At 64.7% G+C, this 25,403-nt stretch carries 20 protein-coding genes; 8 read left to right on the forward strand and 12 right to left on the reverse strand.

From position 1 onward, the window contains the following. Positions 1-2,085 (reverse strand): autotransporter domain-containing protein (locus NHF53_RS05760; protein ID WP_252833456.1); only part of this gene is annotated, 2,085 nt, incomplete at its 3' end. Between the two features lie 236 nt (positions 2,086-2,321). Here NHF53_RS05760 and NHF53_RS05765 point away from each other — a divergent pair. From NHF53_RS05765 to NHF53_RS05780, 4 genes are all read left to right on the forward strand, one after another. Next, complete coding sequence (locus NHF53_RS05765) at positions 2,322-3,134, forward strand: Yip1 family protein (RefSeq protein WP_252833457.1); 813 nt, start codon at positions 2,322-2,324, stop codon at positions 3,132-3,134. Positions 3,135-3,312: 178 nt separating this feature from the next. Further along, a complete protein-coding gene (locus NHF53_RS05770; protein WP_252833458.1) occupies positions 3,313-4,284 on the forward strand; it encodes a helix-turn-helix transcriptional regulator in 972 nt (323 codons plus the stop codon). Positions 4,285-4,705: 421 nt separating this feature from the next. Then, positions 4,706-5,677, forward strand: coding sequence for a helix-turn-helix transcriptional regulator (locus NHF53_RS24155; RefSeq protein ID WP_252833459.1), 972 nt, complete (start codon positions 4,706-4,708; stop codon positions 5,675-5,677). A gap of 103 nt (positions 5,678-5,780) precedes the next feature. After that, on the forward strand, positions 5,781-6,113 hold the full coding sequence (locus NHF53_RS05780; protein ID WP_252833460.1) for a DUF167 family protein: 333 nt from the start codon (positions 5,781-5,783) through the stop codon (positions 6,111-6,113). A gap of 50 nt (positions 6,114-6,163) precedes the next feature. On the opposite strand, the gene nadE is transcribed toward NHF53_RS05780, so the two are convergent. The 5 genes from nadE to NHF53_RS05805 all read right to left on the reverse strand — a co-directional run bounded on the left by nadE (position 6,164) and on the right by NHF53_RS05805 (position 14,339). Then, complete coding sequence (gene nadE / locus NHF53_RS05785) at positions 6,164-7,123, reverse strand: NAD(+) synthase (RefSeq protein ID WP_252833461.1); 960 nt, start codon at positions 7,121-7,123, stop codon at positions 6,164-6,166. Between the two features lie 147 nt (positions 7,124-7,270). Continuing rightward, positions 7,271-9,709 carry a Lon protease family protein gene (locus NHF53_RS05790; RefSeq protein ID WP_252833462.1) on the reverse strand — a complete coding sequence of 813 codons (2,439 nt, stop codon included), beginning with the start codon at positions 9,707-9,709 and terminating at the stop codon, positions 7,271-7,273. A gap of 143 nt (positions 9,710-9,852) precedes the next feature. After that, complete coding sequence (locus NHF53_RS05795) at positions 9,853-10,443, reverse strand: DUF922 domain-containing Zn-dependent protease (RefSeq protein WP_252833463.1); 591 nt, start codon at positions 10,441-10,443, stop codon at positions 9,853-9,855. 265 nt (positions 10,444-10,708) lie between these two features. Next, a complete protein-coding gene (locus NHF53_RS05800; RefSeq protein ID WP_252833464.1) occupies positions 10,709-11,737 on the reverse strand; it encodes a hypothetical protein in 1,029 nt (342 codons plus the stop codon). A 265-nt stretch (positions 11,738-12,002) separates the two neighbouring features. Beyond that, on the reverse strand, positions 12,003-14,339 hold the full coding sequence (locus tag NHF53_RS05805; RefSeq protein ID WP_252833465.1) for an ATP-binding protein: 2,337 nt from the start codon (positions 14,337-14,339) through the stop codon (positions 12,003-12,005). Between the two features lie 242 nt (positions 14,340-14,581). Here NHF53_RS05805 and NHF53_RS05810 point away from each other — a divergent pair, with 242 nt between their 5' ends. Continuing rightward, positions 14,582-15,445 carry a DUF4344 domain-containing metallopeptidase gene (locus NHF53_RS05810; RefSeq protein WP_252833466.1) on the forward strand — a complete coding sequence of 288 codons (864 nt, stop codon included), beginning with the start codon at positions 14,582-14,584 and terminating at the stop codon, positions 15,443-15,445. A 58-nt stretch (positions 15,446-15,503) separates the two neighbouring features. Here NHF53_RS05810 and pepN read toward each other — a convergent pair whose 3' ends face one another. Beyond that, a complete protein-coding gene (pepN, locus tag NHF53_RS05815) occupies positions 15,504-18,149 on the reverse strand; it encodes an aminopeptidase N (RefSeq protein ID WP_252833467.1) in 2,646 nt (881 codons plus the stop codon). Positions 18,150-18,517: 368 nt separating this feature from the next. Here pepN and NHF53_RS05820 point away from each other — a divergent pair, with 368 nt between their 5' ends. Beyond that, the gene (locus tag NHF53_RS05820; RefSeq protein WP_252833468.1) at positions 18,518-19,450 is read left to right on the forward strand and encodes a DMT family transporter; all 933 of its coding nucleotides are present in this window, start codon (positions 18,518-18,520) and stop codon (positions 19,448-19,450) included. Positions 19,451-19,474: 24 nt separating this feature from the next. Here the strand turns inward: NHF53_RS05820 and NHF53_RS05825 are convergent, their stop codons facing one another. Beyond that, complete coding sequence (locus tag NHF53_RS05825; RefSeq protein WP_252833469.1) at positions 19,475-20,740, reverse strand: MFS transporter; 1,266 nt, start codon at positions 20,738-20,740, stop codon at positions 19,475-19,477. A 321-nt stretch (positions 20,741-21,061) separates the two neighbouring features. Between NHF53_RS05825 and NHF53_RS05830 the strand changes: the two genes are divergently transcribed. Beyond that, on the forward strand, positions 21,062-21,982 hold the full coding sequence (locus tag NHF53_RS05830) for a hypothetical protein (RefSeq protein WP_252833470.1): 921 nt from the start codon (positions 21,062-21,064) through the stop codon (positions 21,980-21,982). A 24-nt stretch (positions 21,983-22,006) separates the two neighbouring features. Here the strand turns inward: NHF53_RS05830 and NHF53_RS05835 are convergent, their stop codons facing one another. From NHF53_RS05835 to NHF53_RS05850, 4 genes are all read right to left on the reverse strand, one after another. Next, on the reverse strand, positions 22,007-22,171 hold the full coding sequence (locus NHF53_RS05835; RefSeq protein ID WP_170141794.1) for a hypothetical protein: 165 nt from the start codon (positions 22,169-22,171) through the stop codon (positions 22,007-22,009). 107 nt (positions 22,172-22,278) lie between these two features. Further along, positions 22,279-22,470 (reverse strand): hypothetical protein, encoded by a 192-nt coding sequence (locus NHF53_RS05840; RefSeq protein WP_112691022.1) that lies wholly within the window; start codon positions 22,468-22,470, stop codon positions 22,279-22,281. 155 nt (positions 22,471-22,625) lie between these two features. Then, positions 22,626-23,477 carry a uracil-DNA glycosylase family protein gene (locus NHF53_RS05845; RefSeq protein WP_252833471.1) on the reverse strand — a complete coding sequence of 284 codons (852 nt, stop codon included), beginning with the start codon at positions 23,475-23,477 and terminating at the stop codon, positions 22,626-22,628. Between the two features lie 97 nt (positions 23,478-23,574). Beyond that, on the reverse strand, positions 23,575-24,450 hold the full coding sequence (locus NHF53_RS05850) for a LysR family transcriptional regulator (RefSeq protein WP_252833472.1): 876 nt from the start codon (positions 24,448-24,450) through the stop codon (positions 23,575-23,577). 91 nt (positions 24,451-24,541) lie between these two features. Here NHF53_RS05850 and NHF53_RS05855 point away from each other — a divergent pair, with 91 nt between their 5' ends. Continuing rightward, complete coding sequence (locus tag NHF53_RS05855; RefSeq protein WP_252833473.1) at positions 24,542-25,345, forward strand: arylamine N-acetyltransferase; 804 nt, start codon at positions 24,542-24,544, stop codon at positions 25,343-25,345. The last annotated feature ends 58 nt before the right edge of the window (positions 25,346-25,403 follow it).

Genomic DNA, 25,403 nt, shown 5'->3' on the forward strand with positions numbered 1-25,403 from the left:
TTGCCACCTGACCTCCAGCCAGTGGCTCGGGGTATCGCCCTGGGTGGTGGTGTTGAGCATCAGCGATGCGGTGCCGTCGGCGATGCGGCCTTCGATGCCGACGCCGGCACGGACCCAGTTCTGCATGTTGTCGGCGCCGGGGAGGTCGAAGCCGAACAGCCCGATCACCTGGCCGCTCGTGCGCGGGCCGTCCTTTTCGAAGCGGTGCGCCGCCTCCAGCGTGCCGACGAAGCTGACATTGTCCCGGAGCGGGCGCTCGACGTTCACGCCGATGCGCAGCTCGGTGGCCTTGTCCTTGCGGGCGTCGAAACGGACGGGGAAGCCGCCGCCGGTTTCGGTATAGCCCTCCATCCTGGCTTCGCTGTAGGTGAAGTCGATGTAGGGCGAGAAGTCGGTTCTTGCGAGATTGTAGGCCTTGTCGAAGTCGAAGCGTGCGCGCACACCCCAGGCGTCGACATCCGGATTTCCGCTCGAGAAGTCCTGCAGGCCGGCATTGAGATAGCCGCGCCTGATATCGGCGGAGCCCCAGTTTCCGTAGGCGCCGAGCGTCGCCCAGAGGTTTCCGGAGATCGGGATCAGGGCCTCGCCGAGCAGGAAGGTGCCGGCGGTATTCGCACTTCCGTTCTGGACCAGGTTCTGTTCTCCCCAGGTCCGTCCGACCGAGACGTTCAGCTGCACGGGCCCGAAGTTGTGGCCGAGGCCGAGTTCCGCGAGACCGAGATCGCCGTCGCGGTAACCATGGTCGTCGCGGCCCCAGTCGCCGGTCATCCAGAAGGTGTTCTTGTTGCCTTCGACGCGCCGCGACAGGGGACGGCTGTGGGCGCCGGTGATCAGCAGATCGCTGGACCGCAGGATCATCGCGCCGCCGCCGGCGGTGGCTGCGAGGCTCGCCTGCAGGTCTTCGAGCGTCACAAGTCCGCCGCCTTCCTTCGCGACGCGCGCGATGAAGGCTTGCCCGTCCACCAGATCGCCGACGACGACGCTGCCGTCGCTGTTGGTGCCGTAGGCGTTATTGGTCCTCAGGACGTCTGCGACATCGACGCCGGAGGCGATGAGCCAGTCCTCGACGCTCTGCATCCCGCCGGCTTCGGTCCAGCGAAAAGCTCGCTCGGGCGCATCGCCATCCTCTGCACCATCGAGCCCACTACCGACCACCACTGCACCATCGGCGGATACGCCGTAAGCACGGGACCAGTTGCCATCGTTGAGCGTGCCGAGGCTCACCATGCTGCCGCCCTCGGTCCAGCGAAAGGCGCGCATGCCACCCGTTGCACCGTCCGCCGAAGTGCCGACTACCACCGCACCGTCGGCGGATACGCCGCTAGCCGCGGACCAACTGCCGTCATTGAGCGTGCCGAGGCCCACCATGCCGTCCGCGTCGGTCCAACGGAAGGCGCGATTGGAATTACCCAATGCACCGTCAGCAGCTGTGCCGACCACCACCGCACCATCGGCGGATACACCGTAAGCCCAGGACCCGCTGCCGTCGTTGAGCATGCCGAGGCCCACCATGCCTTCCGCCTCGGTCCAACGGAAGGCGGTGACGGCATTATCCCACCCACCGTCAGTTGCTGCACCGACTATAACCGCACCATCGGCGGATACGCCGCTAGCCGTGGACCAGTTGCCATCGTTGAGCGTGCCGAGGATCACCATGCCGTCGGCCTCGGTCCAGCGGAAGGCGCGCGTGGTACTGACCCCCACGTTGTCAGTGATATTCTGGCCGACCACCACAGAGCCGTCGCCGGACACGCCAAAGGCTTCCGACCGGCTGACCTCTCCGAGAGCACCCATGTCCTGCATGCCACCCGCCTCGGTCCAGCGGAAGGCGTGATACTCGCCATCGGCGGTCTTCGCACCCCCAACCACGACACCACCATCGGCAGACACGCCCCGCGCTACCGCAATGCCACCGTCGGGGTGTGAGAGATCGATGATACCCGTATCCTGCGCCCGTGCCGCCTGCGGCAACGCCAGCATCGGCACCGCCGTCAGGGCCAGCCATATGGCCGCTGCCTCGGGGCGGGCAAGAAGGGGTCGCAGGCAGGTGCTGCTGTTCATCGCGAGTTTAGTCTTGCGGCTCACGTCGTACGTCTCCAGTTCAAGAATTCCCAAAGAATTGACGCCGGATTCCATTTGGAAACCGACAGTTCAGGTGTCCGTTCCCGGCGGACACGTCACGGCGTGCCAGCTTGCTACACCTAGTATTTTGGAACTCTTGGCTGATTGCTCTTCCGATGGCTATGGGTCACTTCACCTATACCGTCGTGGCGCTCTCTGGAGGTAAATCCCCTCATAGAAATCCAATTGAGAGGAACTCCATGAGTCTCGTCGCTCGCATAAAGGGCATCATGCTGACGCCCAGGCAGGTCTGGCCGGTCATCGCTGCCGAAGAAACTGGTACGGTGGCGCTCTACACCCGGTACGTCATGCCACTCGCAGCTGTTCCGGCAGTGGCCGGATTCCTCGGGGCATCCATTTTCGGGGTCGGCACTTTCGGACTTTCGATACGGGTGCCTCTTGCGACCGGGCTGCTGCAGATGGTCATGAGCTACACGGTGTCGCTCGTCATGATCTTTGTCGTGTCCTTGACAGGCAATGCTCTGGCTTCCGGCTTCGGCGGACAAAAGAACTCCGCGAATGCGCTCAAGCTTGTGGCCTACAGCAGCACTGCCGCCATGATGGGCGGCGTCTTCGCCCTCGTGCCGGCACTCTGGATGATGATGCTCGCGGCGTCGTTCTATTCTGTGTACCTGCTTTTCCTGGGTGTTCCGTCACTGATGCTGGTGCCTAGGCAAAAAGCGCTGCCCTACACAGCCGTTCTGGTTGTCTGCGGGATCGTCCTGGGTGTGATCGTCAATATGGTCGTGGGCATCGTCGCTTATACGGGACCGGCTGGCATCGGCTCGGTGGACGGCGCAGCGGACATGGAATCGCCGACAGGCGAAGTGACAATCAACACGCCGAACGGCGCTGTCACCTTTGACATGGGAAAGATGGAAGCCTGGAGCACGAAGGTGGAGGCGCTGGGCCGCAAGCTCGAAGAAGCGCAGCAGTCCGGCGATTCCGCTGCCTTTGAACAAGTGCTCAAAGAGATGAACGAACTGCAACGAGAGCAGCCGACGGGGAAGTAAGGCTACCGGCCCTGGTTTCCCAAACAGGTACGCGGTCGGGCAAGTAGGACGGCCTGGCGAAAGATGTGTGCAGTCTTGGCTGTGCGCGCGCCAAGCTATTGCCCAGACCAGCTTTGGGATTCCGATTTCTTAATCGATTGCAGAACATGCACAACACTGACTGCAAGGGAGTATCCGTTTGCCCGGCCCGCAGTTGAACGAAATCATACTGAAGATCTATCAGAGTTGCCGAGGCATTCCGGTGCACGACTTCAAGGATTGGGCGATGGCAACGGTGCGGAACGTCGTCGACTTCGATTCGGGCCTCTGGGTAACCGCCCAGAATATCGTCAGCGAAGCATTCAACAGCGTGTATCTGTTCCGTCAGCCCTGGGAGATGATCGAGAATTACGCCCGCGAAATCGGGATCGCGGATGATGCGCTGGCCCAGGCGGCCATCGCGAATCCGGGGCGCACCATGATCTTGCATGAAGTCGTACCGTATGACGAGTTCATCACCATTCCGATGTATTTAAAGCACGGCCGGCACTTCGGGGTGGAGCACGCGCTTTGCACCTGTCATATCTCGTCGGTCAGCCAGATCCCCACCGCCATCTCTTTCTACCGTGCCGATCGGAACAGACCCTTTTCGGAGGAGGATCGACAGGCGAAGGAAGTTCTCGTTCCCCACATGATCGAAGCCATGCGGATCAATCTGTTTGCCTCGCTGCTGGGCGCGGAGGGGCGGCAGGGCGAGGCGCTCGCATTCTGCGACGCGCAGGGCGTACTCTACGAAACGACGTCCGCATTCACGGCACTTGTGGCGGCTGTTCGCCCGGACTGGCGCGGGCCGCGGCTGGACTGGCCCTCCTTGCCGCTCGACGGTGTGAACACAACCCGGTGGTCCACGGGCGACCTGACGTTCGAGGCCTCCCCCTGTCGCGACCTGTTCCTCGTTCGAGCCAAGCGCGAAAACGTGCTGGATCGTCTGAGCCCCCGCCAGCTCGCGGTGGCGGAGATGCTTGCTCGTGGCAAGCAATACAAGGACATTGGCCGCGCGCTCGGCATTTCACCCTCGACCGTCACCAACCACGTCAACCAGATCCACGAACGGCTGGAGATCAGGAAGCGCGAGGAGTTGGTCGAACTCTTCAATTCCAAACTTCACTAGGATGCCGATCTATGATTTCGCCGGACGCTCTCCTTGCGCAACCGGCTCGCGCCGCCCTATGCAGGCGGGACGGCGCCCGGGCGCCGGGAGACCGAAGGCAGGATTGAAGCGGCAGCGCGCAAAGAAGCGCAGCGGTCTGGCGATTCAGCGGCCTATGCGCAGGCTCTCGAAGAGATGAATAGATTGCAGACCGAAGAGCCCATGGGACGATAAGGCATCACGCGGCGACGAGCGTCACCGATCGAGTATTTTTGGGGCATTGCAGACGGGAGGCCCTCCCGTCACTATATGAGGTGAGGATATCGCGGCGCGTTGATGCGATTTGCAGCCTTTGCCCGCGAACTCATGCCTTTGTCTCGCCTGCTATCTCACAGCCTCCAGAACGAAGCATGCACATCATGGAATGCAACGGAGTGTCCGCGTGCTCGGTCCGCAGTTGAATGAAGTCATTCTGAAAATCTATCAGAATTGCCGAGATATTCCCGTTCACGACTTCAAAGACTGGGCGATGACGACGGTTCAGAGCGTCATCGCCTTCGACTCCGGCCTGTGGGCCAATGCCCAGAACGTATTCAGCGAAGCATTCAACAGCGTACACCTGTTTCACCTCGGTTGGGACGTGATCGAGAACTACACGCGTGAGATCGGCGTCGAAAACGACCTTCTCGCGCAAGCGGCCATTGCGAATCCGGGCCGCACCATGATCATGGATGAAGTCATGCCGTATGACGAGTTCACCACCATTCCGATGTACTTGAATCACTGCCGACATTTTGGATTGGAACAGGCTCTTTGCACCTGTCACGTCTCGTCGGTTACCCAGATCCCCACCGCCATCTCTTTCTACCGTGCCGATCCGCAACGGCCGTTTTCGGAGGAGGACCGTCGGGCAAAGGAAATCCTCGTCCCGCACATGGTTGAGGCCATGCGGATCAATCTCTTCGCCTCGTTGTTGGGCACGGAGGCGCGGCAGGGCGAGGCGCTCGCATTTTGCGACGCGCGGGGCGTGCTGTACGAAACAACCCCCATATTCAACGCGCTCGTGACGGCGGTGTGCCCGGACTGGCGCGGGCCTCGCCTGGAGCCACCCTGCACGCCGATGGACGGGGTGAGCACCGTGCGATGGTCGCTCAACGGCCTGACGTTCGAGGCCTCCCCCTGTCGCGACCTGTTCCTCGTTCGAGCCAAGCGCGAAAACGTTCTGGAGCGCCTGAGCCCCCGTCAGCTCGCGGTGGCGGAGATGCTTGCTCGCGGCAAACAATACAAGGACATTGGCCGCGCGCTCGGCATTTCGCCTTCGACGGTCACCAAACATGTCAATCAGATCCACGAACGGCTGGAGATCAGGAAGCGCGAGGAGTTGGTCGATCTCTTCAATTCCAAACTTCACTAGGATGCCGATCTATGATTTCGCCGGACGCTCTCCTTGCGCAACCGGCTCGCGCCGCCCTATGCAGACGGGACGGCGCCCGGGCGCCGGGGAGGCGGAAACCGGCATGAAACGGCAGAAGACGAAGAAGCAACCGGCCGAAGAGGATACCGAAGGACGGGACTCGTTCTTCTGGTGGGAGGACGACGTGCTGGTCGTCAACATTCTCGGCAAGCCGGCCGCCAGCCGCGATGCGATCGGCAAGCCCAAGGGGCGGCAATTGCAGGTTTCGGTGACGGAGGCGCCGCGGTTCGGGCGGGCGACGGACCATATGGTACGTTTCCTCGCGGGCGAATTCGGCGTTGCGCCGCATGCGATCACGGTCGTCTTCGGGCGCTTCAACGTCAACAAGCAGCTCAGGATCAAGGCGCCGGCGAAGTTGCCGGGCGTCTTCCGCTAGCCGTCCTGCTGATGACAGCGGCGAGAGGAGCACTCGCCCGGACGTGGGCTTCAGCGCCGGATCGGCGATCCGAACTTGCCGCTGACCGGCGGGGCCTCATGCGGCGAGGTTCTCTTCCACGCGGAGAGCCGGCGCAGTTCGAGAATTGCGGCAACCTTGTCCGCCGGCACACCCATTCTGGCGATCTCGCTTTCCGGCAGTCCGCGATCGTGGCCGTCGAAGACGATGTCGATGTCGCGGTAGAGGTGACCGATCCCGAATTCGTCGGTCACGCCCCTCGCCATGTCGGGCGAGGGCAACTGGGTGCGCACGGCCTCGGGAAGGTCGAGAGCCTCGGCGAGCTGGCGTACCTGCGTCTTGTAGAGACCGGAGAGTGGCTGCACCGGCAGATCATCGATGCCGCCCTTGACGAACCAGCCGGTTTCGCATTCGGAGAGGTTTGCCGCGCCGATGAGGGACAGGTTCCGTTCCCGCGCGAGCCGCTCGGCGATGGCGCGGCGGCGGATGTGGCGCTGCGAGAAGCCTTCGTCGACATGCCGCATGGTCAGATTGAACATGAGCCGCTTGTACCACGGCGTCAGTGTCTCCCCGCCGCCGACCCGGAGCGCGGAGACGAACGGAGGTTCGCCGTGGACGAGCCTGTAGGCGGTCGAGCTGATCTCAGCGACGACAGGGGAGAGCCTGAGCAGCCTGACGAACAGCGGCGCATAGACGCCGCGCTTGGCCATCTCATCGCTGATGTCGACGGTCTCGAGGGTCAGGCCGAGCAGCCGCGCCACCTCTCTCGCGCGATCTGCAATGCTTGGATCGCTGTCGCGGTCGCCGATATAGATCACGCTGACCGCCTGCGGGCCGAGGGCGCGCACCGCAAGCGCGGCGAGCACGCAGGAATCCAGTCCGCCGCTCAGTCCGAGGATGACGCCGCGCGAATGGTCGCGCCGGACGATCTCCTGAATGTATGTGGTGATCGCCTCGATGGTCCGGTCCGTGTCGATGGCAAGCGAGTACATGACTGGCGCCTCCTTGTCGTGAGACACGGCCGATGTAATGTCGCTACGGCAGTGCCGGTGCCTTCGATCGTAGCAGTCGTAGCGGCATGTCTCAAGCGCCGTCCGAAAGTCGCGGAAACCGTGTCCGCGACGGGGGCATGAAGCGGCTCACCCTTCGTCCTGGTTTTCCGTCTGCTCCGGCAGGCGCAACTGCAGCATCGACGCACGGGCGTCGGCGAAGTCGAGCAGCCGCACCTCGATATTGGCGTTGACCGAGCCGTCCTCGAATTCGCCGTTCAGCATCCGCTTGCCGGCCGGCAGACCGGTCAGATGCTCGATCGCGTCATCGACATTGGCGACGGCGTGGACATGGAAGCGCCCGGCCGCCACCGCCTCGACGACGTCGGTGCGCAGCATCAGGTGGGTGACGTTGGACTGGGGGATGATCACCCCCTGCCGCCCGGTGAGGCCGATCTCCCGGCAGAGGTCGAAAAAGCCTTCGATCTTCTCGTTGATGCCGCCGACCGCCTGAACATCGCCCATCTGGTTCACCGAACCGGTGACCGCGAAGGATTGCGAGAGCGGCACGTCGGCGAGCGCCGACAGCAGCGCACAGAGTTCGGCGAGCGAAGCGCTGTCGCCCTCGACCCCGCCATAGCTCTGCTCGAAGACGAGGCTCGCCCAGAGCGACAAGGGCGTATCCGGCACGTAGCGGGTGGCGAGGAAGCTCGAGAGGATGAGGACGGCCTTGGAATGGATCGGCCCGCCGAGCCGCGCCTCGCGCTCGATGTCGACGACGCGGCCCGTGCCCATGCGCACACGGGCGGTGATGCGCACCGGCGCACCGAAGCGCTCCTCGCCGAGCTCGCTGACGGTGAGCCCGTTCACCTGGCCGATCACGCTGCCCTGCGTGGAGATCTGGACGATGCCGCGCACGGTCGCTTCCCGGAGCCGGTCCCGGGTCAGGCTGCGGCGGCGCTCGGCAGCCTCGATCGCCGCCCGGACGTGTTCGGCGGTGACGGCGTCGGAACCGGCCTTTCCGGCCCTGTGGTCGGCTTCGAGCAGGATGTCCCAGATCTCGCCCATGCGAAGCGACAGCTTCTGCTGGTCCTCGGCGGCGCGTGTCGCGGCGTCGACGAGGCTCGCCACGCCGTCGCGGGAGACCGGGCGCAGCCGCTCGCGCGCCACGACGGTGGCGACGAGGCGCGCAAACAGGCCGACCGAATCGGCGCTGCGGTTCATGTCCTCGCCGAACTCGGCGGCGACGCGGAAGTACTGCCCGAAATCCGGGTCGAATTCCGAGAGGATCAGGTGGAGAAGGCGGTCGCCGACCAGGACGACACGCACCTTGAGCGGAATGGGCTCCGGCTCCAGCGTCGTCGTGGCGATCAGGCCGAGCCGTTCCGCCGCGGTGATGACGTGCACCGCCTTCGTTTCCAGGCAGCGCTTGAGCGCGTCCCAGGCAAAGGGCTCGGTAAGCACGCGGCGGGCGTCGAGCATCAGAAATCCGCCGTTCGCCCGATGCAGCGCCCCCGGCTTGATCTGCGTGAAATCGGTGACGAGGGCGCCCTGCATCGGAATGTAGTCGATCTGCCCGGTGAGATTGGCGAGCGTCGGCAGCGTTTCCACCACAACCGGCGCGCCGGTGACGTCGCCGGCCTGCGCGACCATGACATTGACCGCATAGCGGTGAAAGCGGGGATCCTCGCGAAGGGCCGCAAGCTCGGCGGGGAAGGGGTCGTTGGCCTTGCCGCGCTCCAGCGACAGGAAGAGATCGGCATGGGCGATCAGATCGGCCCTCAGCGCCTTGAAATGCGCGGCGAGCGCCGGAATGGTCTCGAAGCCGCGCATCGCCAGCGTCAGTGCGGCATCGACCGCCACCTTCGCCATGTCCTCGTTGAGACGGCTGATGGCGCTGCGCTGCTCCCGCTCGAGCTCGGGCAGCGACATCAGGAAGTCCTCGAGTTCCTGTTCCGTGGCGGCGACATCCTCCTGCAGCTTCTTGCGCTCTTCCTCGGGCAGGCGGGCCAGCACCTCGGCCTTCTGGATTTCGCCGCCATGCATGGCGGCCAGTGAAAAGCCCATCGGCGTGCGCAGGATCGCGACGTTGCGGCTCTCGGCGGCCTTGCGCAATTCCTCGAAGGCGGTCTCGTGGCGCGTGCCGAACTCCTGCTCCAGCCCCATCCGGCGGTTCTGGTATTCTTCGGAGACGAGGAGCGAGGGGATCTGGGTGGCGAGATCCTCGACCAGGGAGGTCATCGCCGCACGCAGCCGCGGGCCTTCGCCGCGGGGCAGCTCGATGGCGAGCGGGCGGTCCGGATTGTCGAAATTCTGGACGTAGACCCAGTCGGACGGCACCGGCCGGCCGGCCGCCTCCTCGGCGAGGATCTTCAGCACGGTGGAATGCCTGCCGCTGCCCTCCGGCCCGTGGACGTAGAGGTTGAAGCGGTGGTGCTCCATCTGCGCGGCGAGACGGATCGCCTCGACGGCCCGGTCCTGCCCGATCAGGGCGTCGAGCGGTTCGAGTGCTGCGGTGGTCTCGAACGGCAGCGATGCCGGGTCGCAGGCAGCGCGCAACTGGTCGGCGGCAAGGGTCGTGGCGGTCATGAGCGGACATGCTCCGGGAAGGGTGCCGGAACAGCACCCACGACAGGACTTCGCATTGATATTAGGCGGTTATTCCGGAGAAATGCAAAGCTGTTTTCGACATGTCGTAAAAAGACGGGTTGGCCAAGGCCGATCGGCCCCGGTCATCCGCCGTTGACGAGCTGCAGGACGAGCTGGTGCACCGCGCCGCCTTCGTTCATCTCGATCTCGTCGAAATCGCGGCTTTTCCGGCGCTCGGTCTGCGAGATCTCGCCGAGGATCGGCTGCATCTTCTCGCGGATCCTGCGGCAGTCGGGATCGTTCTCGACCGCAAGGCCGATGGTCGCCTTCTCGATCTCCTTCACCAGCTCCCGGATGTAGGTGCCGTGCACCTTCTCGTGTGCGGTGACGCCTTCGACGAAGCGCTGCCAGTTGCCGCGGACCGGCTCCCCGAGCGGCTCGACCGCCTTCGGCAGCACGGTGGTGATGACGAGCTTCGGTTTTGCCGAGGCGAGCACGCAGGCCGTGCCGCGCTGCTGGTAGTCGCGCTGCCAGGTGAGGCGGAAGCTGGTATGGGCGATCGAGCGGACCTTGCCGGCAAGCAGCGGCCCGCGCGCGCCGATCGAGGCGTAGAGTTCCGGACCGGTGCGGCCGCTGACCGAATAGGTCTCGACCTTTTCGATGACCTGCCCTTCGGCGCTCGCCAGGCCGGCGGAGAGGAGGAGGGCGATGACGGTCGGGAAGATGGAGCGCACGCGGAACCTCGCCTTGCTGCTTCGGATTTCGGGGAGGTTAGCGTTATCCGGAATTATAGCAAATGCCCACCAAGGAACGGTTTGGGCCGGTCTTTTTGCAGTTCGGCGAATGGTCGGAATGGGGCTGTTTGCAGACCAGAGGCTCTTAGCTTCAAAGATGGCGATAGCGGACGTTCTCCGTGCATGAACGGTATGAAATTGCTTAGTGCTGCCAGCAATAACATGCCAGCCTTTTCCGTGTGTTCAGGGGCTGGGTAGATTTGCTTTATTTCAAGCGTCCGTAAGCTTTTAGGATGTGGGCAGTCTCCGAGCCGTCAATAATGCAGTATTGGCGCGGTTGCCTAGGATCGTAAGCCAAAGCCTCTGCAATACGGACAACCGAATTCGCGATCTTGTTCCAGTGTTGCACGATAACAAGGTTCACGGGTTCGTCAAAAACTCTCACTAATTGATCACCGCGTTTACCCATATTCGCGGGGTGCATTTCTCCCTTCACGGACGGGCCCTTGAATATAAACGCAGTCGGCCGTATTTGACCGTTCAATGTTATCTTGGTGGTCGTCAGGTCCGATTTCTCACCGCCCCAGTCTTTGGGCACGTAGTGTTCGCCTATGATTTCAGCGAAGGCCTGCTTCACATCGTCCTCAGGCATATTTTCCAGAAGTCGTAGCTCTTCTTTGCTGGGCAGGGGGACTTCTCTGATCTTTGCAAATTGATCAATCATATTGGGGAAGACGCGGATACTTGTTGAGAGGGAGTTGGCAAAGTATCTGTCTTCTACCAGCTCGCCCATAACATAAGGCGACACAATTACATTTTCTGCATCGCTGAAATCGAAATGACCAAGGATGAACATCCTTTTTCTCTTGGTAAGGACGGTTATGGAGCTGTCAGAATAGTAATGCTCGTTATACATCTGTCCTGACATCTTGTATTCACGGTCGCCCAGAGGAATGGTACCGGAGAAGCTGCCGTTGATTACAGGCTTACCTTTGAGTTCCAAGTCCAGGGCCTTAGATGCTCCGCGAAAGGTGAAAACGCCCCAAACGAAACTGAGCACCCGTTCGTTGGCGATCTCCCGACGAGAGGCAAGGCTTACCAAATTCGGCACTTGGCCTGAGTACATTAGACGTCTCGACGCCCTCAAAGTGGCATCCATTGCGTCAACTCTGGTACGGGAATTATTGTTCAATGAAGTCTGGCTCGCCAACGGGAGGCTCTCTCCCGTGATGTCGGCAATACGTCGGCTATTCATGTAATATGGAAAGAAACGGAATTCCTTGAGCGTATCCATAGATTAGGTCTCTGGTTGAGTTCACATAGGAAAGCAGCAGCTAGAGCGTTTGTCATCTGCAGTGCGTTAATTTTCGTTCCTTCATGCACTGTTCTCTGTCGCACACATGAGATGCTTCGGAAACCGACCCGCGGCTTTCAGGTTCAATTCGACTGGAACAGAACGACTGTAATGAAGGCGCAAAGCTGCCAGCGCCGCGCCCGCATTTGCTGCCGGATTTCGGAGTTCTCGCACGGCGTTCTCAACGGCGCGATGCCGTGATGCCTCACGCCGTGCGCGTGGCCTGCCGGATGATGCAGTCGGGGATTTTTACCGAGACCACGGTGCCGCAGCCCTCGCGGGAGCGGATGCCGAGCCGGCCGCGGTGCAGGGAGACGAGCGAGCGGGAGATCGCGAGCCCGAGGCCGGAGCCGCCCTTGCTCTTGGCATACTGGCTCTGCACCTGCTCGAAGGGCTGGCCGATCTTCGAAAGCGCCGTCTTCGGGATGCCGATGCCGGTATCGGCGATGGTGAGCATCACGGCGCCGTCGATCTTGCGGGCGCGCAGCGCAATCTTGCCGCCGTCATTGGTGAACTTCACCGCGTTCGACAGGATGTTGAGCAGGATCTGCTTCATGGCGCGGCGGTCCGCTTCCACCGTGAGGCCGGTCGAGACGCGCTGCTCGACATGGATGTTGCGCTGCTGGGCGGGGATTGCCGTCAGGCGGAGGCTCTCCTCGATGAGGGGGGCGAGGTCGATGGTCTCGCAGCGGATGCGCATCTGGCCGGCCTCGATCTTCGACATGTCGAGGATGTCGTTGATGACGTTGAGGAGGTGCTTGCCGCTCTCGTGGATGTCCTTGGCGTATTCGGAGTATTTCGGCGAGCCGATCGGCCCGAACATGCCGGTGAGCAGGATTTCGGAGAAGCCGAGGATGGCGTTGAGCGGCGTGCGGAGCTCGTGGCTCATATTGGCGAGGAATTCCGACTTCGCCTTGTTCGCCGCCTCGGCGCGGTCCTTCTCGGCCTGGTAGTTGGCGTTGGCGACCGAAAGCTCGGCCTTCTGCCGCTCGAGCTTGCGCTGCGAGGAGGAGAGGTCGCCGATAGTCGCCATCAGCCGGCGCTCCTGCTCGCGCAGGCGCTCCTGGTGGCGCTTCAGAAGCGTGATGTCGGTGCCGACCGAGACGAGGCCGCCGTCGCGGGTGCGCCGCTCGTTGATCTGTAGCCAGCGCTCATCGGCGAGCTGCACCTCGGTGGTGCGCGACATGCCGGTCTGGTCGGGATCGGCGACGCGCCGCTGGATGATCGGCCGGGAGGCCGCAGCCTGGACGACGGCGCGCTCGGTGCCGGGCACGAGCACGCTGTCCGGCAGGCCGTAGACCTGCTGGAAATGGGCGTTGCACATCACGAGGCGGTCGTTCTTGTCCCAGAGCACGAAGGCTTCCGAGGTGCATTCGATGGCGTCGGCGAGCCGCTGGTCGGCCTCGGCATAGCGTTGGGCGAGCCGGTGTTGCTCGGTGACGTCCATGGCGATGCCGATGACGTGCATGCAGCCGGTCGAGGAGCGGATGACCTGGGCGCGTGCCCGCATCCAGACATAGTGGCCGCTCGAATGGCGCATGCGGAAAACCTGGTCGATCTGCCGGGGATCACCCTTGGCGACGGCGCGGGCGATCGCATAGAGGTTTCCGTCGTCCGGATGCATCAGCCGGGCGGCATCGGCAAAGCCGAGCACGGCGCCGGACGGCGGCAGGCCGAGCATCTCGTACATCGAGCGCGACCAGAAGAGCTTGCGGCTCTCGAGATCGAAATCCCAGAGACCGCAGCGGCCGCGCGACAGCGCCGCCTCGACGCGCAGGTTGGTTTCGAGAAAGGTGTCGTCGGCCTCGCGCGCCCGTTTGACCTGCTGGAAATAGGCATAGAGGATGACGAGCAGGATCAGCGAGATGCCGGAGAAGAGCGTGACGCTCAGCGAGACTTCGCTGCGCCAGTAGGCTTCGAGCGGCTGCAGCGATTGCGCGGAAAGCACGAAGGCGCCCTTCGCACCGACCGGCACCAGCACCACGTAGTGGCGGATGCCGTCGATGAAGGCTTCGAGCGCGCCGCTGCGGTCGGCGACATAGCGGATGCTGTTGGCCTGCGGCAGCAGGCCGGCCATGTCCATGCCGACATAGCGTTCGCCTGCGGGTGACGATGCAAAGATACGGCCTTCGCCGTCGATCAGCAGCAGAAAGGAGCCGCTCGCCAGCCGGTCCTGCGGCAGGTAGCGGGCAAGGATCGCCTCGGCCGCGGACCGGTCGGAGGCGGCCAGAGTGATGCCGTCCGGCCCGAACGTTGCGGCAGCGGTTGCCGCAGAAAGCGTCACCGCCTGCCGGACGGCCGTTTCCATGCGGGAATATTCGGTGAGAATGCCGTTGAGCCGCGCCGTCGCGACGACCGCCAGGAAAGCGATGATGAGAACCGGAATGGCCCGCCTGAGCAGCGTTTCCGCCTGGCGCGAATTGCCGTCGCCCGTCAGAACGATTGCCAGCCGCCGTCCGAGCCTGTCGAAACGGTCCCCAAATCCCGAAAATTTGAGTCGCAGCCGCCCATCGGCCGCGGAAGCCCGCCGCACGTCCGCCATCGTCCCACCTTGATCCCTCGTATGATTCGAAGCGCCGCCCGCCCGAATCTGACTCAATGAATCACTGGCGATTCGCCTTGTCCAGACGGTGATGGTGAACAAAATGTTAAGCCCTTAATCGGAATCGGCTTTTTTTGGATCAACCCCGCCAAACGCTTGATTCCGATTGAAAAGAGGTCGCCCGCTGCCGTAGCACGGATGCCGGCCGCCGCCAGGCGGCGGGGTTCGGGGGCTTTTTCGAAATGGCATCATCTTCACCGTTGCACCGTCTTTCCGTGGCCTGTTCCGGCGCACTTCTTTCGGCGCTGCTGCTCGCCGCGCCGGCCATCGCCGTCGAGGCGACCCCGCCGGAACTCTACGGCGAACTCACCGAAGAGCAGCGGCAGGAGGCCGACCAGTTCGCCCTCAACGTCGCGATCGGTACGGTCTTCCACGAGGCCGGCCACATGCTGGTGTCGGAGCTTTCGCTGCCGGTGCTCGGCCGCGAGGAGGATGCCGTCGACGGGCTCGCCATGCTGCTGCTGCTCGAGGCCGACGACGAGGACCTGAACGTCGCGGTGGAGGACTGGGCGAATATCTGGTTCCTCTCGGCCGATCCCGACGCCAAGCCCGAGGACATGCCGTCCTGGGATTCCCACGGGCTCGACGAGCAGCGCGCCTATGCGACGATCTGCTGGATGATCGGCAAGAACGAGAAGCGCTTCAAGGAATTCGCCCGGTCGGTGGAGTTTCCCGACTATCGCGCCGAGGAATGCCCGGGCGAATACCAGACGCTGGCGGCGAGCTGGGGCGCCGTGCTGAAGCCGCACGAGGCCGGCAAGGGCGACCAGACGAAGTTCACGATTACCTACGGCGAGACGAAGGATCCGAAGCTCGCCTATTTCCGCGAGATGATCCGCAATGCCGGACTGATGGAGATGGTGGCCGAGGTCTTTTCCGGCAGCTACAAGCTGAAGGACGGCATCAGGCTGACGGCGAGCGAATGCGGCGAGGCCAACGCCTTCTGGGATCCCGGCGCGCGCGAGATGACGCTCTGCTATGAAGATATGCTGAACAGCGCCGATCTCGACGCGCAGTGGTATATCGACAATCCCGACGAAGAATAGAAAGCCGCGGCCGCGGCGACGAAGCGGTGGAGGGCGGCGCCGGACGCCGCCCTGCCGTTTATCCCTTCAGCGTGCGGTCGACGATGTCGCGGACGTCGTTCGAGAGCGCCTCGCGCTCGATCCTGACGAGGGCGGTGCGGGCAAGCTCGGCACGCCCGGCTTCCAGCTGCCGCCATGAGCGCATGGAGGTGAGAAGACGCGCGGCGAGCTGCGGGTTCTTCGCATCGATCCTCAGGATCTCCTCGGCGAGGAAGCGGTAGCCGCCGCCGTCCGCGCGATTGAATCCGGTCGGGTTGCTGAAGACGAAGGCGCCGACGAGCGAGCGGACCCGGTTCGGGTTGTTCTCGTTGAAGTGCCGGTCTTCCTTGAGCCGCATGACGCGGGCGAGCGCCCCTTCGCCGGGGATCGTCGCCTGGATCTGGAACCACTTGTCGATGACCAGTGCGTTCTCGGCGAAGCGCGCCTCGAAGGCCGCGAGCGCGGCATGCGTTTCCGGCGCCTCGGGGAAGCGGTGGGCGAGCACCGTCAGCGCCTGGGCGAGGTCGGTCATGTTGTCGGCCTTCGCGAAGGCTTCCGCGGCAAGGGCCGGCGCATCCTCGGCGATCGTGCGGTAGAGGAGGGCGGCGTTGCGCAGAGCACGGCGTCCGGCGCTCGGCGCATCGGGGCTGTAGGCGCCCTCTGCGGCCATTGCGTCGAAAAGGCTGCCGAAGGCATCTGCGCCGGCACGCGCAATCGCCGTCAGCACCGCCTCGCGGCCGGCATGGATGGCATCCGGATCGTTGTCGCCGCCGAGTTCGCGGGCGATGTCGGCCTCGCTCGGCAGCGTCAGCGCCTGGGCGCGGAAGGCGGGCTCCAGCGCCGGATCGGCGGCGACGGCGAGCAACGCCTCGGCGAAGGTGACGTCGATCTGGATCGCCTCGCCCTTGCGGGCCGCACGCGCAGCATCCTTGAGCGCCGGCAGTGCGAGATCGGTGATTGCCTGCCAGCGCGAAAACAGATCGGTCTCGTGGCGGGCGATGAGGGCAAGGTCGGCCGGCTTCTGCTCGTAGCGGACGACGACCGGTGCGGAGAAACTGCGGTTGAGCGAAAGCGCCGGACGGGACGCAATGCCGGTGAAGGTCACCGTGTGGCGGGCTTCCTTGAGGTGGAGGACGCTGCCGGTCATCTCCGCGCCGTCGACCGAGGCGGGGACGGCGATCGTGCCGTCCTCGAGTACCAGGGCGAGATCGAGCGGAATGTGCATCGGCTTCTTGTCGGCCTGGCCGGGGGTGGCCGGAACCGTCTGCCCGATCTCGAGGGTCAGCGTCTTGCCGGCGGCGTCGTAGGCCGCGGCGACGCTCACATGCGGCGTGCCGGCCTGGTTGTACCAGAGCGAGAACTGGCCGAGATCGCGGCCGCTCGCATCTTCGAAGCACTTGACGAAGTCCTCGACCGTGGCAGCCTCGCCGTCATGGCGCTCGAAATAGAGGTCCATGCCCTTCTTGAAGAGATCGCGGCCGAGGATGGTCGCGATCATGCGGGTGACCTCGGAGCCCTTCTCGTAGACGGTCGTCGTGTAGAAGTTGTTGATTTCGCGGTACTTGTCCGGGCGCACGGGATGGGCGAGCGGGCCGGCATCCTCCGGAAACTGTTCCGAACGCAGGTGCCGGACCTCGGCGATGCGTTTCACCGGCCGCGAGCGCTGGTCGGCGGAAAATTCGTGGTCGCGGAAGACGGTGAGGCCTTCCTTGAGGCAGAGCTGGAACCAGTCGCGGCAGGTGATGCGGTTGCCGGTCCAGTTGTGGAAGTATTCGTGGGCGATGATCGCCTCGATATTGGCGTAGTCGGCGTCGGTGGCCGTCTCCGGATCGGCAAGCACGTACTTGTCGTTGAAGACGTTGAGCCCCTTGTTCTCCATCGCCCCCATGTTGAAGTCGGAGACGGCGACGATCATGAAGATGTCGAGGTCATATTCGCGGCCGAAGACCTCCTCGTCCCACTTCATCGAGCGTTTGAGCGCATCCATCGCATAGGTCGCGCGCGGCTCCTTGCCGTGCTCGACATAGATCTTCAGCGCGACCTCGCGGCCGGACATGGTGGTGAACGTGTCTTCCACGACGCCGAGATTGCCGGCGACCAGTGCGAAGAGATAGGCGGGCTTCGGATGCGGATCGAACCAGGCGGCGAAATGGCGTCCCTCGTCGAAATTGCCGCCGCCGAGATAGTTGCCGTTCGAGAGCAGCAGCGGATTGGCGGCCTTGTCGGCGATGATGGTGACCGTATAGGGCGCGAGCACGTCCGGGCGATCGGGGAAATAGGTGATGCGGCGGAAGCCTTCCGCCTCGCACTGGGTGCAGTAGATGCCGCTCGAGCGGTAGAGCCCCATCAGCTGCGAATTGGCCTGCGGGTTGATGATCGTGGTGATCGTCAGCTCGAAGGGCGAGGATTCCGGCAGGTCGCGGACCGTCAGGCTGTCCGGCGTCGCCGTGTAGCGTTCGGGCGCCATCTCCATCTGGTCGAGCAGCAGGCCGGAAAGCGTCAGCTCGTCGCCGTCGAGAACGAGCGGGGCCGCGGGATCGGTGCCCTCGCGGCGGTGGAAGATCAGGCGGGCCTCGACCTTGGTCGCCTCCGGATCAAGCTCGAAAGTCAGATCAACGCGTTCCAGAACGAAATCGGTTGGGCGGTAATCTGCCAGATGAATGATCCGGCCCGTGTCTGTTCGCATGAATTCTTCCTGCTCGGTGTCTTGCATGAATCCGGCACCCGCGAACGTACATGAGATACGAACCAGCGCGATTTCGGCCGGGATGATTGCAGTAATTTCTGAACGATTGTTAAAATTATCACGAATACTTTCCCGCGAGCAGTTAAATTCGACTTCGCTGAAGAAAGCACCGTTGCAGGACGGGTGCGGACTGGCGCGGCAAGATGGTTTTGGCTGCCGGAGAGCGTACCCGATCCGCCGCTGCCGGCCTTGCCAGAAGCGCCTCGTCGGTCGATGATGAGTGCTCTTGCCTTCCGCAGCGGGTGCCGAGCAGCCGCCCACCTCCGTCACCAGATAGGCCCCGTCCGCGGGCTCACGAGAAGCAACAGATGGCCTCTGCCGTTTCCGATCCGCTTCGCGGCATCCTCATGAAGGTCTGCTCGGTCATGGTCTTCGTCGGCATGCAGACGTCGATCAAGCTGGCCGGCGCCGGCATGCCGCCGGGGCAGATCGTCTTCTACCGCTCCGCCTTCGCCATGCTGCCGATCCTCGTCTATCTCGCCTGGCAGCGGGAGATCGGCACGGCCTTCGGCACCGACAATCCGTTCGGCCACCTGAAGCGCGGGTTGATCGGGGTGACGTCGATGAGCGTCGGCTTCTACGGGCTCGTCCTCCTGCCGCTGCCGGACGCGATCGCCATCGGCTATGCGATGCCGCTGATCGCCGTCGTCTTCGCGGCGGTCTTCCTGCGCGAGGCGGTGCGCGTCTATCGCTGGACGGCGGTCTTCGTCGGCATGATCGGGGTTGCGATCATCTCCTGGCCGAAGCTGACGCTCTTCGGCGCCGAGGGTGCGCAGTCTGAGGCGGCGATCGGGGCGATCGCCGTGCTCGCCTCCGCCATGCTCGGGGCGGCCGCCATGCTGCAGGTGCGCCAGCTGGTGCAGACGGAGAAGACGCCGACCATCGTCATGTATTTCTCGCTGACCGCCTCGGTGCTCGCCGCCTTCACCTGGTTCCTCGGCTGGCAGTCGCTCTCCTGGACCCAGCTCGGGCTGATGGCGCTCGCCGGCATCTTCGGCGGGGTGGGGCAGATCCTGCTCACCGAGAGCTACCGCTATGCCGATGTCTCGACGATCGCGCCCTTCGAATACACCTCGATCATCTTGGGCTCGGTGGTCGCCTACTTCCTCTTCGGCGACGTGCCGACGCTGACGACGCTTCTCGGCACGGCGATCGTGGTGGCCGCCGGCATCTTCATCATCTATCGCGAGCACCAGCTGGGGCTCGAACGGAAGGCGGCGCGCAAGGCCTCGACGCCGTAGTCTACCCTTTGCCGGAAGGCCGCGTCAGGCGGGTTCGCTGCCGGGAGCGTCGTTGCCGTCTTCGGTGGGCGGCACGGTCGTATTCACCCGGTCGGCGCCGAGCACGGGGATCGTGGCACCCTGGAAGTCGGTCTTTTCGTCGCGGGCCTTGCCGCGCCTACGGCCCATGCGCCAGGCGGCATAGCCGGCATAGACGGCGAAGATGAAGGCCAGGAACCAGACGAGCCCGACCGGTCCGAGCGCCTGCATGAGACTGCCGCCGATCAGCGGGCCGGTGACCGTCCCCATGCCGTAGAGGATCATCACGCCGCCCGAAACGGTCACGTATTCGCCGGGCTCGGCCATGTCCGCCGCATGGGCGGCGTTCAGCGCGTAGACCGGGTAGAGCACCGCGCCGACGAAGAAGCCGGCGATGCAGGCGGCGACGACCCCGAGCGCGCCGAAGGCGGCCATGGCGAGGCTCGCGGCGACACCGAAGAGGCCGCAGGCGATCATCACCAGGCGCCGGTCGATGCGGTCGGAAATGCGCCCGATCGGCATCTGGGCGAGTGCGCCGCCGGCGAGCACGGCGGCAAGCAGGGTCGCGCCGCCGGTGGCATCCATGCCGATCGCCTGGCTGTAGACGCCGCCGAGGCTGCCCCAGGTGCCGGAAAGCGCACCGGCGAGCAGGGAGCCGACGAAGGCGATCGGCGAGCGCCGGTAGAGCCGGACGAGATCGAAGCGCGCCTCGGCGATCGGCGCCGGGGACGGCGCGGTCGAGAGCATGGTCGGCAGCAGGGCGAGCGAGAAGATGATGCCGCAGGCGACGAAGAGCCCCATTTCCTTCGGATCGCCGAGCGGCACGAGATACTGGCCGCCGATCGAGCCGAGGAGGCAGGTGATCATGTAGACGGAGAAGACCGCGCCGCGATTGTCGTTGGTGACCCGCTCGTTGAGCCAGCTTTCGATGATGAGATAGCTGCCGGCGATCGCAAAGCCCGCAAGCGCCCGGAAGGCGAGCCAAGCATAGACCTCGACCAGCAGGGCCGAAAAGAGGATCGAGACGGTGAGCAGCGTGATGAGCGCCCCGAAGACCCGGACATGACCGACCCGGCGCACGAGAACCGGCGTGACGATGCAGGAGAGCGTGAAGCCGAGCGTATAGGCCGTGGCGATCACCGAGACGGTGACGGTCGACCAGCCGTCCGCAAGTGCACGCAGCGGTACCAGATAGTTCATCAGCCCGAGCCCGGTCATCATCAGGAGGGTGGACAGCATGAGGGTGGCGATGGATGTGAGGCTGGCCAGCATCGGGGCTCGGCTCCGTTCGAGGGCGCTCAAGCCTTTATTCGGAAAATCAAACGGTGTCGACGGGCAAGTGCGGTACAACTAATTACATGAAATTGCATGCATACTCTGCATTCAGTTGCATTATGTTAACTATATGTGTATTTTGTCTGCATATACAGATATCTAGGGGGGGCGGTACGGGGGGTAGGCCGTGCCGAGCTTGTGTGCGCAAGCTCTAATTCATATATATATTAAAAGTTGAATTTCGGTCCCAGGGGCAGGTGGCAAGGCCGACCGGCAGACCGGATGGGCCTTTGCGCGGCGATGGGGCACGACTCCCCGATGGAAAAGACGAGGGTGATGATGGCGTATTCCGCGGCGGACCTGCAGGAACATCCACGTTTCGTACTGGCGGTCCGCTTTCTCGCGGAGAAATTGCGCGGCGTCCATGACGGCAATCCGCGTCTTGCGCGCTTCCTCGCCTCGCAGCAGCGATGGCTGCTGAGTCAGGCGGCGTTCGCCCTGCACAATGAATACGATACTGCCGTGCCGCGCTCGGGGCTGACGATCGGCCGGTTACGCGACATGGTGACGGGCGTCAACGCGGCGAGCCGCAACACGGTTCTGAACTTCCTCAACCAGCTCGAGGCTTATCGGTTCATGCGGATCGCCGGCGATCCGACGAAGCGGCCGCGGCGCTTCGAGCCGACGGAGGTGAGCGTCGAGGCGATGTTCAGCTGGTTGCTCGCCAATCTCGCGGCGCTTGACCAGATGGACGGCGGCGCCCGTGCCGCCACGCTGATGGATCATCCCGAGCTGTTCCGCCTGATCCAGCCGCGGGCCGCCCGCCAGACGATCGAGGACCGGCGCTGGCGCGAGCCGCCGGCGAGGGTTGCGATGTTCCTCTGGACCGAGTCCGGCGGACTGGTGATGGACGAACTGATGCGCAGGGTGGGCACGCCTGCCGCCGATGCCGACCGTATCGATATCGGCCGGATCGACGCGCGTGCGATGGCGGAGACCTTCCGCATGTCGCGCACGCACCTGCAGCGGCTCATCACCCGGGCGATCGCCGAGGGCTGTCTCGAATGGAAGGGCGACGGACGCAAGGATGGCCTCTGCCTGAAGCGCGACTTCCTGCGGGAATATCTGGGCTGGCAGGCGATCAAGTTCGCCGCGGTTGACGAAGCCTTTGACGCGGCGTGCCTCAAGCTGAACCTCTGCCGGCCCGAGGAACTCCGACCGGCCGCGACGGAGCGCTGAGCCCGCGCGCGGCGGCGCTCACTCTCAGAGCGGAATGTTGAGGATGGCCGGGCTGACGTTGCGGTGCGCCCGGCGTTCCGCATCCCCGCCCGCCTGGGCGAGGCTGTACTCTTCCGAAGCATGGACGGCGGTGCCGATCTGGGCGACGGCCCGGCGGAAGCTGCGAAGCGGGTGGAAACTGACGTTCATGGCACGAACCTTTGCGTTTTTCGCGTGTCTTTCAATCGATCCCCGTCCTGTCGGCACGAGCCTTCGTTGTGCGGTGCACAAGAGGGGAGCGGAGTCCTGCGACCGGCTCAGCGCTCGCGGAAATCGGTGAAGATCGCGGAGGGGCGGGACAGTCGTCCGAAACGGCCGAGCGCCCGTGCGCTCAATTGCTCGTGGGTGGCGGAGCCGAAACGGTGATATCCGTGGCCGCTGCCCAGCTTTTCGCCGGCAAGGCGGAGCGTTTCGAAACTGCTGTGGATGGGGCGGCAAGGCATGGTCATGACGAGGCTCTTTCTTGAACGGTTCCTCCCACGACACCGACCGTAATATTGCACTGCAGCATCGATTCGACAATGTCGCAGATTGCCGCACTGCCATGCGCGATTTGCATGACTTTCGTCATCTTCCGTTTACCAGTGCTGAAAATTCGGGCTGATCAGCCGCCGAGGCGGGCGCGGAACGCCTGCAGGTCCGCCCAGGCGAGCGCCTTGCTGGCGGGGGCGGTCAGGAGCTCCTGCGGATGCAGCGTCGCGATCGCCGGGACCGCGTGGCTGCCGCAGGCGATCTCGCGCCACTCGCCGCGCAGGGCGTGGATGGTGCCGGTGCCGCCGAAGAAGAAGCGGGCCGTGAAGTTGCCGAGGAGCAGCACGGCCTTCGGTTCGGCGAGCTCGATCTGCCGTTCGACGAAGGGCCGGCAGATCGCCGCTTCCGGCGCCGAGGGCGGCCGGTCGCCCGGCGGACGCCAGGGGATGACCGTCGAGAGCAGCACCGTCTCGCGAGAAAGCCCGATCGCGGCGAGCATGCGGTCGAGCAGGAAGCCGGCCTTGCCGGAGAAGGCGGCACCCTCGCGGTCGTCGTCGGCGCTCGGCATCGGGCCGATCACCATGACGCCGGCGGCGGGGTCGCCGGCGGCAAAGACCGTCGAGCGGGCGCTGGTCTTCAGGTTGCAGCCGCCGAAAGCCTCGACCGCGGTCCGGAGCTCGTCGAGCGTGCGGGCGCTCTCGGCGGCGAAACGCGCCTCGGTGACGGCATGTTCGTCGGGGATGGCGACCGCTGCGGCCGGCCTCGGCGCCGGCTGGGGCGCCTCCGGACGTCGCCGCTCGGGTGCGGGAGCCGTGCCCGGCGCCGCCGTTGCCGCGGCGGGACGCTGGCGCGCCTGCTTCTCCGCGGAAAACGCCGCCTGCCGGTCGACGGGCGCATCCTCGACGAGCCATTCGACACCCGCCTCGGCATGGAAATGCAAAAGCGCGGCGAGCTCGGCGGCGGTCATGTCGCGGGCGGTGATCATCGGCCTGTTCTAGTCCAGCACCGGGCAGAAGCAAACAGTTTCCTGCCTGTCCCAGCAATATGATCGCCTAAGCCCCGCACAGTGGACGCCGATGCGGTCAGCCGGCCTTTCGTGCGGGCGGCGCGCCGCGAAAGTGCCCGCCCGCCCAGTCGAGGAAACGGCGCACCCGCGGCTGGGCGGCGGTCGCCCGCCGCGCCACCATCCAGACCTCCGCCGGCGGCGGCTGCATCCGGTTTTCGAGACGCACGAGGCCATGCTCCGGCAGGACGACGCAGGCGGGCAGGAGCGCGATGCCGGCGCCGGTCGCGGCCATGTCGCGCTGCACGACGACGCTCGACGAGCGGAAGACAGGGCGCCCGCCGAGATCCGGGAGCCGGCGATAGGCGGCGACCTCGGCGAGCGAACCGGCGGCGTGGATGACGTCGTGCCCGTCGAGCCCGGTCGCATCCGCGGCAAGCGGCCGCGTGCGGGCATAGTCCGGTGCGGCATAGAAATCCCAGTCGAGCTGGCCGATGCGGCGGCCGACCATCTCGGTCGGCGCGGATTCGAGCGGTGTGATCATCACGTCGAACTCGTCCGCCGGAAGCACGAAGAGATTGTCGTAGACGGAAAGCTCGGCCGGTTCGCCGGTGTGCTCCCGCCAGCCGGCGAGTGCGGGTGCGGCGAAGACGGCTGACAGCACCTCGCAGGTGGCGAGGCGGAGCGGCACGGGGCTTGCCGCGAGCGCGGTATTGGCGTGGCCGACCAGCGCCTCGACCTGTCGCGCCGTCTCGATCAGTTGCTCGGCGGCCGCCGTCGGCCGCAGTCGCCCGTCCTCCAGCCGGAAGAGCGCTGTGTCGAGGTTCTGTTCGATCGCCTGCAGCCGCCGCGACATCGTCGACTGGTTGACGCCGAGCCGGCGCGCGGCACCGCTCAGGCTGCCTTCGGTCGCGATCGCGAGAATGGTCTGAAGGTCGCTCCAGTCGGAGATCATCGGGGTATCCGCCCATGCATGGTCCCATGCAAAATTGCGGATTGCCGTGAGGCTGTCAATTCCGCGAGAAGGGCGCGAACGGAGACCGACCATGACATTCGACAAAAACACCTATCTCGCCCGCATCGGCCTTGCCGATATCGACATACGCCCCGACGCCGAGGGTTTGGCGCGGTTGCAGGCCGCCCAGATCGGCACGATCCCCTTCGAGAACATCGACGTCCTGCTCGGGACGGTGCCGGATCTCGCCGCCGGCGCGGTGTGGCGGAAGACCGTTGCCGGCGGCCGCGGCGGCTACTGCCTCGAACTCAACCGGCTTTTCGGCGACGCGCTCGCGGCCTTCGGCTTTGAGGCCGCGCCGGTCCTCGGTCGGGTGCGGATGGGCGCGCCGTCGGGCGGACCGCGCGCCCATCACGCCTTCGTCGTCACGATCGACGGCCGCGAATGGCTCGCCGATACCGGCTTCGGCGGGCCGGGGCCGCGGCTGCCGGTCGATCTTTCGACAGAGGCGCCGCAGACGATTGCCGGCGAGCGCTTCCGCGTGGTGTGCGATGCGGCAAGCGGCGAACAGGTGCTGCAGCGGCTGAACGGCGAGACGTGGTTCTCGCTCTACGGCTTCGACCGGGTGCCGGTCGCGCCGCCCGATTACCATGCCGCCAACGTCGTCTGCTCGCGCTGGGAGGAATCGCCCTTTCCGCAGCACCTGATGATGACCGTCGGGCGCGACGACGGCCGCCTGAGCCTCTTCAACCGCGATGTCCGCAATGTGCGCGACGGCGGCATCGAGGAGCGGACGCTCGCCTCGGAGGCGGAACTGGCGGACCTGCTGGTCGCCTCTTTCGGCCTGCGGGTCGATGCATCGACGGTCGCCAGGGTCTGGGCGAAGATCGGTTGAGGGTCCCCACCTCCCCCTCGAGGGGGGAGGTCGCGCGGAACGCGCGGGGGGGGGGGGC

It is taken from the genome of Ciceribacter sp. RN22 (assembly GCF_024054295.1).
Classification (GTDB): Bacteria; Pseudomonadota; Alphaproteobacteria; order Rhizobiales; family Rhizobiaceae; genus Allorhizobium; species Allorhizobium lividum.

Excerpts from the sequence above, each read along its gene's own strand:
- NHF53_RS05765 (WP_252833457.1), top strand. The coding sequence starts at position 2,322 with ATGAGTCTCGTCGCTCGCATAAAGGGCATCATGCTGACGCCCAGGCAG.
- NHF53_RS05780 (WP_252833460.1), top strand. The coding sequence starts at position 5,781 with ATGAAACGGCAGAAGACGAAGAAGCAACCGGCCGAAGAGGATACCGAA.
- nadE (WP_252833461.1), bottom strand. The coding sequence starts at position 7,123 with ATGTACTCGCTTGCCATCGACACGGACCGGACCATCGAGGCGATCACC.
- NHF53_RS05790 (WP_252833462.1), bottom strand. The coding sequence starts at position 9,709 with ATGACCGCCACGACCCTTGCCGCCGACCAGTTGCGCGCTGCCTGCGAC.
- NHF53_RS05800 (WP_252833464.1), bottom strand. The coding sequence starts at position 11,737 with ATGGATACGCTCAAGGAATTCCGTTTCTTTCCATATTACATGAATAGC.
- NHF53_RS05805 (WP_252833465.1), bottom strand. The coding sequence starts at position 14,339 with ATGGCGGACGTGCGGCGGGCTTCCGCGGCCGATGGGCGGCTGCGACTC.
- NHF53_RS05810 (WP_252833466.1), top strand. The coding sequence starts at position 14,582 with ATGGCATCATCTTCACCGTTGCACCGTCTTTCCGTGGCCTGTTCCGGC.
- pepN (WP_252833467.1), bottom strand. The coding sequence starts at position 18,149 with ATGCGAACAGACACGGGCCGGATCATTCATCTGGCAGATTACCGCCCA.
- NHF53_RS05820 (WP_252833468.1), top strand. The coding sequence starts at position 18,518 with ATGGCCTCTGCCGTTTCCGATCCGCTTCGCGGCATCCTCATGAAGGTC.
- NHF53_RS05825 (WP_252833469.1), bottom strand. The coding sequence starts at position 20,740 with ATGCTGGCCAGCCTCACATCCATCGCCACCCTCATGCTGTCCACCCTC.
- NHF53_RS05830 (WP_252833470.1), top strand. The coding sequence starts at position 21,062 with ATGGAAAAGACGAGGGTGATGATGGCGTATTCCGCGGCGGACCTGCAG.
- NHF53_RS05835 (WP_170141794.1), bottom strand. The coding sequence starts at position 22,171 with ATGAACGTCAGTTTCCACCCGCTTCGCAGCTTCCGCCGGGCCGTCGCC.
- NHF53_RS05840 (WP_112691022.1), bottom strand. The coding sequence starts at position 22,470 with ATGACCATGCCTTGCCGCCCCATCCACAGCAGTTTCGAAACGCTCCGC.
- NHF53_RS05845 (WP_252833471.1), bottom strand. The coding sequence starts at position 23,477 with ATGATCACCGCCCGCGACATGACCGCCGCCGAGCTCGCCGCGCTTTTG.
- NHF53_RS05850 (WP_252833472.1), bottom strand. The coding sequence starts at position 24,450 with ATGATCTCCGACTGGAGCGACCTTCAGACCATTCTCGCGATCGCGACC.
- NHF53_RS05855 (WP_252833473.1), top strand. The coding sequence starts at position 24,542 with ATGACATTCGACAAAAACACCTATCTCGCCCGCATCGGCCTTGCCGAT.